The organism is Paraburkholderia guartelaensis (assembly GCF_004353905.1).
Classification (GTDB): Bacteria; Pseudomonadota; Gammaproteobacteria; order Burkholderiales; family Burkholderiaceae; genus Paraburkholderia; species Paraburkholderia guartelaensis.
In genome coordinates, this window is the sequence record NZ_SMOD01000023.1 from 136,384 (window position 1) to 143,292 (window position 6,909).

Genomic DNA, 6,909 nt, shown 5'->3' on the forward strand with positions numbered 1-6,909 from the left:
GTTCAAGACCGGTCAGTCTGACCTGGCCCCACTCAAAACAACCTGACGGTGGTCTCGACGCTCCAGGTCACATCCATTATCGACAGCTCAATCAAATCCTACGCGGGTCTAGGCAAGGCGACGGCCGGGCAGGACACCCAGACTTGCTAGTGCCAGTCTCATGCGACGGCCTTGTCAGTCATCCCCAAATCCAGTACGGCGTTGCTCACGACCTGGTTATTGCGCCTCGATGTCCTCAGGTCGTGCGTCATCGAAATCAGCCAGACAGGTGCGGTTCCGGCCTTGCCGCTTGGCGGCATAGAGCGCCCTGTCTGCGGCAGCGACGAGCGCCGTCGGGTCGCAGCCTTCGCGTGTCTTCATTGCCGCCACGCCCAGGCTGATGGTAACAATGCCAGTACCGCATGCTTCATGCGGAATGCGCAGGCTTTCGACGCTTTCCCTGATGCGCTCGGCCACCACTGCGGCACCCGGCAGGTCGGTATCGCGCAGTATCAACGCAAACTCCTCACCACCATATCGGGCCACCATGTCAGTCGCGCGCGTCGCCGAAGCGGCGATGGTCCGGGCAATCGCGCACAGGCACTCGTCGCCGCGCTGATGGCCATAGTGGTCGTTATAGCTCTTGTAGGCGTCCACGTCGCACATGATGACCGCCAGACACCCGCGCGTGTCTGCTCGCGCATCCTGTTGCCAATGACGACCCAGCTCGCGGTCGAAGTGACGGCGGTTAAATAGTCCGGTCAGTCCATCGCGGAATGCGAGCCCCTGCAACTCCGCGCGCTCGTCGGCGACGCGCTGCTCGGTCATCATCCGTTCAGTAATGTCGCGGAGCGTGGCCGTGAGGGATTCCGGTTTGCCTGAGAATGCGTCAATGACGCAGCGCAGTTGCGTTTCCATCCACAGGGTATTGCCGTTCGAGCAACTGACGCGACTGGCTTGTGAAGCTTCCGTCTCGCCGCCGGCCACTATTCCAACAGCGGCTGCCAGTGCCGCGCGGTCTTCGGGCAAGGCCAGCCCGGCGAGGTGCATCCCGATGAGGTCGCCGGCAGGCTGGCCCAGCAGCGCCGTCACGCGTGGCGACACATAGGTCAGTCTGCCTTCCAGGTCCAGACTCATGACGATATCAGTCGCGTTTTCTGCGAGTATCCGGTATCGACGTTCGCCGTCACGCAGCATCGTGAAGAGCCGGTTTCGCTGGGCTTGGGTCGCGCTAATGGGCAGGGCGATGCCAAGGGCTGCCACCAGAAAAAGCTGCAAACCGAAGATGCGGCCTTGCATCGTTTCGTAGGGAAAGACCCACAGCGGGCCGAACCCGCGCATGGTGAACGATACGGCTATTGCCAGACACAGCAGCAGGCCGACCATGACACCCGCGAGGTCCGCCTGAAACGCCAGCAGTACGATGGGCGGTAGCGCCCAGTACAGCAGCGGAAGCTTGCTTTGGCCAAAGACGCCAGCTGTGACGATGCAGACCAGCAGCAACAGGAACGCTGTTTTCCAGCGACGGTCGGCACGCAGCAGTTGCGCCACTTCACCGGTCCAGAACACCAGGGCAGCCGGTGTGAAGATGGCCAGACTCAGGGCATCCGAGATGAACCAGTTGGCGAGGTCCGGCAGAATTTTGCCGCTCAACTGTCCGCGTAGCAGAGTCGTCGCGAGGACGCCCGACACGACGGGTGCAAGCACCACTCCGCCCGCGACGAATCGCATGAGTGCTTTCGGCCGGACCAGTTCCGAGACAGTGGATACGCGCGGAGCGAAGGCAAACGCTATCAGCACTTCGACGATGTCGGCGGACGAATAGGAGCCGGACACGCCGAAGCTTTCGCCTACATACAGGTTGGCAGAGAGATTTCCGAGCACGCCGCCTGCGAGCACCCAGCACCGCCGTCGCCCCGATACGACCATCAACTGTGATAGCAGCACGGCGTTGGTGAACCATATCGGCGCGATTTCGCCCGCCATGGTCTTGAGCGCGCCGCTGGCCAGACAGGTGAGCGTGGTCACCATCGTCGTGAGCGCCAATTGCCTGGCATCGCCGAGTCGTCCAGCAAAACGCGATGTCGGCGAGGCTGCCCGCAAGTTGGGCGAGCGGTGAGCAGCCGGAGTCCCCATTTTTTTTCCCCTCAGCATTTATTTTGTAGCGGTCTTACTACGGACGTGTCGGCAACCCGGCACGACTCGTAGGCGCACGGAACAAGGCGCAATGCCACCCTCACGGATACGCTTATCGGCTCGGGTACGCCAAACTTTAGGGTGTGCCGACGGTAGTCTGGTTGCCGCTTCAATTGCCGGAGTGCGGGGGCTGGAAGTCAACGTGACGCGCGTGGGAGCGCCGGGTCGCTATCGTGTCGTTGCGTCGAGGCCGTGGTCTCGATTGACCTCGCGTGCGTGCGCGCTGCTGGTGACAGGGAGACTTAACGTTGCTTCGTCAAGCACTTACGTCGCATGCCCGCAGCTTGTCAACAGCCTTATCGACAAAAACTGGGGATAACTGTCGGCGGTATTTCTACGCATCCCTGGAGACGAGCGAAAGTCAGGCTTTACACCATTGGTGCGGTCGCAAAGCCGCGTGGTTTTCCCATCCAATATGGGCGACGTCGGTCCTGACTCCTGTTATTGCACTGAAGCGTATGCGCTACCGACGGTGATGAACATTGCTGCGGTCAGGACGGAATGTTTGAACTTGAGATACATAAGTTACCGGTTGGCGCTCATCAGGGAGTTGCTTGTCGTTTCGGTCGAGGCTCGCCGAAGCGTTTTTGCTGAACGCTCATGTCTGCGATGTCCTCCCGCATGTTGCCGGAGAACGATTGCCCTGCTAGTTCGACATCATCGTGTTCAGGTCTTAGGCTCGACCTACTCCTGTCTTTTTATAGATGGGTGTCACCCCTTATATGTCCGGTTGCATCCGTGCCGAACGTATGCATGATGCTACCGTTGGTGTTGAATTCCGGCCGGTTGTCGGGCCAGTCGTCAAATTGCCGACGCGTACCGGTGTCGTCATCTCCACTCGAGGACGAACCTGAGGGGAGAGGGCCACAGTAACTCTTTAAAAATTTGTGAAGCACGTCGAATAGCACCAAGAATGCATGGGGAAACCAGGTGGCCCGGTAGAGGTCTCCGAGTTCTGACACGAATCTGGGCAGCCAGTCGATATCGTTATCGGCGCTGTAGGCTATGGCGGAAAAGACGATGACGGTGAGAAGTTCCAGAAAAATGAACCGGATAACGGCTTTACGCATCGCGTATCGCATGGTGTGTCCTTGAGTGTAGCGGGGGTTCGTTATTGTGTTGGCTTATTGGTTCACGCCGCGCTGGTAAGGGCTCGGGCAGACCTCGCGGGTCTTTGTATTCATAATATAATGGATTGCCACATTTTGCGTCGTTACATTGGTTGCGCGCTAGCACGACACTGCATGTCGTTTTACGACAATGCACGTGGATATGGCGACGCAGACGGAGAAGGTGGCAAAGAAGGTGGGAAAGGCGATTGCGCAGGAGCGGCTTGCCCGTGAGCTGACCCAGGAACGCCTTGCTGAAATGTTGGGCGTCGAGCAGGAAACCATCAGCCGCTTCGAGCGCGGGCTCACCTTACCGCCGTTGCCCCGTCTGATTCAGCTCGCGGACATCTTCGGGCTGCCTCTGGATGCGCTTTTGCGCGGGACGACGAATCGCGCAGCCGATGAAGCGGCAGACATTGCGGGCATGCTGACGAAGCTCGGCGATGCTGACCGTGATTTCGTCCGGCGCTGGGTGACGGAGATGTGCGAGCGGTTGTCGAAGAAGCGGTAGAGGGCGATGGCGGGCGACGGCCCGTGCGATTCAGTTGTGGGGGCGCTGTCTCGCCGGGGTCAATGCTCTGGCCGGCTGTTGGGCGCGTTACTGCGCAGGAACCGTTCTCGGCAGTAAAAGGAGCCGCTCCCCCGTAGAGGCGCGGCTCGTGGAATCATCAGGGTTCCTGTGCCCGCGAGATGTCGAGCAGCTCGCGTCCAGCGGGTTCTTCACGGGCCCCTCTCAGATGTCCAGGAACATCGTTTTCGTCGATGGGGAAGAGCCAGACCAGCCGCGAATTCGGGTAGGCGAGTTGCGCGCCTTGTCGCGCAAGATGAAAGTCGGCGGCGGCTAAATATATTGCTTCGCTCTCGATGTCGCTGTGTGCAATCAAGCCTTTGAAGTACATGTGTCCTCGTCGTTGCTATGTTTTGAGCGGTTGCTCAAGACGTATAGCGACGAGAAGTTGCGCCCGTTTGCATGCGACCGGAATATGGGCTGCCCGGGGGAAGCAGAGGGGACGCACGCAGCACGCCGCGTGCGTCAGGTGGAGCGGGTGTTGCCTACCGGACCGGCCAATCATGGGAGTGGTTTTCACCACGTGGCAGGAACGTCATGCCGCCTCGCGAGCAAGCCATTTTGCGTACGGAGGCGGAAAGACCACCCCCTCGAGCCCGATTTGGTCGACAAAGCGCAGGATGCGGGCGGGCGAGTAGCCATCGCCGTACTCGATGGCGCTGCTCTGCTCGCGGAAAATGCTGCGGTCCGCTGCGCGAGGCAGGTGTCGTCCGGTCAGGAACTCGCCCAGCCCTGCTGGCCATGCGCCGTGGGTGACCTGCGCGTCGCGTACGCGGTCTTCCAGCTGGTGGCGGAAGCTGTGATTTCCGTAACCTGAACCAAAACCGAGTTTGTCCCGCACGTGCCGCAGGAACGCCTGTTCATAGGCTCGCCCCCACACGGGGTTCTTGCCTCCCGGTTCAGGGATGGCTGACGGAAACATGGGTGTTCCCGGCGGGTGCTGCGTCTGCATGAGGCGCACGAAATCGGCGAGTCCCAGATTGCACAGCCTGGGATGGACCGGAATGGTGCGGCGGGCAGCCGTATTTTTGAGCTTGCGTTCGGGCAGGGCGTCGTCGTCTTCATCTTCATCGTTACCGGTCAGCTCGGTCTGGAAGGTGACCAGCAGGACGTCGTCAACAAAGAGGAAGTCGCTGTTGACGAGCTGGACGACTTCGCGCACACGCAGGCCGTGGCAGGTCGAGATGAGGGGGCACCAGTAGCGTCCCGCGAGGTCGGTCGTCATCTTGCCGCGCAGGTAGTTGTTCTCCAGGTCGTACCATGCCGAAGCGAACAGCGTATTGAGTTGTTCGGTGGTAAATGGATGGCGCGGCTTGAGGCGCTTCTCCTGCTCCTTTTTCGGCAGCTTCGGCGTGGTTTCGAGGCGGTCAAGCGGATTCTCCGAGTGCGCGCGCCCCTGCGTGCGCGCAAGGGCAAAGAATTCGCGCAATGCGCGCTTCGCATGTCCATCCACGTAACCCTGCGACCAGTTATCGGTCTGCGCATGCAGGCGGTCGTGGAAAAACCGGTAGATGTCGTTGGACGTCACGTCATCGAGTGCGACGTCGCCGAGGAACGCAATGAGGCGACGCCAGATGGAGACGCTTTTCGATACGGTTTTCGGGTCGACCACGCCCTTGCGATGCGTCTCGTAGGCGTCAATCATCACCGACAGCTTTTCGCCCGGTGCGTCGGGCACGGGAAAGGACGCGTCCCTGCCGTCATTGCGGGTGGCAATGACCTCCTGGGCTGTCCTTTCAGCCTGGGCGAAGGCCCGCACGAACTGGGGCAGTAGCGGGTCACCCGGCGCGACGCGGTGGCCCATGTCTTCCGCGTATTCCGTTGCCATTTCGGCAACGTGATTCCAGTCAGGCGACTTGGGCCCTCGGGCCAGAACGGAGCGCATGTCATCACTAACAGTCGCGCTGTGCTGCTTGCTTTTAGCCTCGTCCTCGTCGTCTATGCCAATGGTTACGCGGTCGTCGTCGGTCATGGCCCAGTCGGCCAGGCGCGATGCGCAGATGCGTTCGATGGCCGCCGGCGTGAGAGGGAGGGGTTTGTCGCGAGGGGCGTGGGCGTTCGCTTTCGTCTTCGCGAGTTGTCTCCACTCGGCGCGCAGCTTCGCCTCGATGCTGGCACCAACGGCCAGTGCCTCGGTGCGGTTGGCGGTGCGGGTGGAACGGCGGACCTCTTCCTGGCCGACGAGGTCCTGAACTTCGACTGGCACATAAATGCGCACGTACCAGTTGCGGCTGCGGCCGCTCGGGTGGGGAATCAGCTGGACGGACACGTCGTTTTTTCGTATGGTATCGGCACACATGACCGGCACACCTCGCAATCCTAACCCGTTGAAAGAGCAGGATTATACGAAAAATCAACGCCTTGGGTGGGGCTGGCGGAGGCGGTGAGATTCGAACTCACGGAAGGGTTACCCCTTCGCCGGTTTTCAAGACCGGTGCATTCAACCACTCTGCCACACCTCCGGAGCCGCGCATTGTAACCCGAAACGTACACGCGGCGGCAGTCGCCCAGTCGATCCGCGTCGACCTCAGTGCGGGTCCTTGAGGAACAGCGCCTGCAGATCGTTCAGGAACCGCTGCCCCAACTCGGTCGGCGCGATTTTTTCGTAATCGCGCGTGATAAGTCCGCGCCGCTCGGCCTCCTGAAGCGCGGGTTCGATCGTCGTGATCGGCAGTCCCGTGCGCTCGATGAAGCGATGCACAGGAAAGCCTTCCACGAGCCGCAGCGCATTGAGCATGAACTCGAACGGCAAATCGCGCGCGCTGACTTCGTGCTCCTCCTGGACCGGCGTGCCCGCCCGCGCCTGCTCGATAAAGGTCGCCGGATGCTTGTAGCGCGCCTGGCGCACGATGCGGTTCGGAAACGAGAGCTTCGTATGCGCGCCCGCGCCGATCCCGAGGTAGTCGCCGAAGCGCCAGTAATTGAGGTTATGCCGGCATTGCCGATCCGGCTGTGCGTAAGCCGAAACCTCATAGCGTCCGTATCCCGCGCCCGATGTGCGCTCGTGAATCCAGTCCTGCATGTCCGCGGACTGGTCGTCGTCGGGCAGGGCGGGCG

5 protein-coding genes, 1 tRNA gene and 1 pseudogene are annotated in these 6,909 nt (G+C 61.0%); 1 reads left to right on the plus strand and 6 read right to left on the minus strand.

The window, feature by feature from the left end:
* Positions 1-216: 216 nt before the first annotated feature.
* Both E1N52_RS27160 and E1N52_RS27165 read right to left on the minus strand, forming a co-directional pair.
* On the minus strand, positions 217-2,010 hold the full coding sequence (locus tag E1N52_RS27160) for a sensor domain-containing diguanylate cyclase (protein ID WP_165979451.1): 1,794 nt from the start codon (positions 2,008-2,010) through the stop codon (positions 217-219).
* Positions 2,011-2,873: 863 nt separating this feature from the next.
* Positions 2,874-3,257: a hypothetical protein gene (locus E1N52_RS27165; protein ID WP_133185884.1), complete on the minus strand. Its 384-nt coding sequence runs from the start codon at positions 3,255-3,257 to the stop codon at positions 2,874-2,876.
* A 190-nt stretch (positions 3,258-3,447) separates the two neighbouring features.
* On the opposite strand from E1N52_RS27165, the gene E1N52_RS27170 reads away from it, so the two are divergent.
* Positions 3,448-3,795, plus strand: a complete 348-nt coding sequence (locus E1N52_RS27170) for a helix-turn-helix domain-containing protein (protein WP_133185891.1) — start codon at positions 3,448-3,450, stop codon at positions 3,793-3,795.
* Between the two features lie 157 nt (positions 3,796-3,952).
* Here E1N52_RS27170 and E1N52_RS27175 read toward each other — a convergent pair whose 3' ends face one another.
* The 4 genes and pseudogenes from E1N52_RS27175 to E1N52_RS27190 form a co-directional block, all read right to left on the minus strand.
* On the minus strand, positions 3,953-4,183 hold the full coding sequence (locus tag E1N52_RS27175) for a hypothetical protein (protein WP_133185885.1): 231 nt from the start codon (positions 4,181-4,183) through the stop codon (positions 3,953-3,955).
* A gap of 204 nt (positions 4,184-4,387) precedes the next feature.
* A complete protein-coding gene (locus E1N52_RS27180; protein ID WP_133185886.1) occupies positions 4,388-6,121 on the minus strand; it encodes a DUF6538 domain-containing protein in 1,734 nt (577 codons plus the stop codon).
* A 103-nt stretch (positions 6,122-6,224) separates the two neighbouring features.
* A tRNA-Ser gene (locus tag E1N52_RS27185) sits at positions 6,225-6,314 on the minus strand.
* A gap of 65 nt (positions 6,315-6,379) precedes the next feature.
* Positions 6,380-6,909, minus strand: a pseudogene (locus E1N52_RS27190) (radical SAM family heme chaperone HemW); the annotation flags it as partial.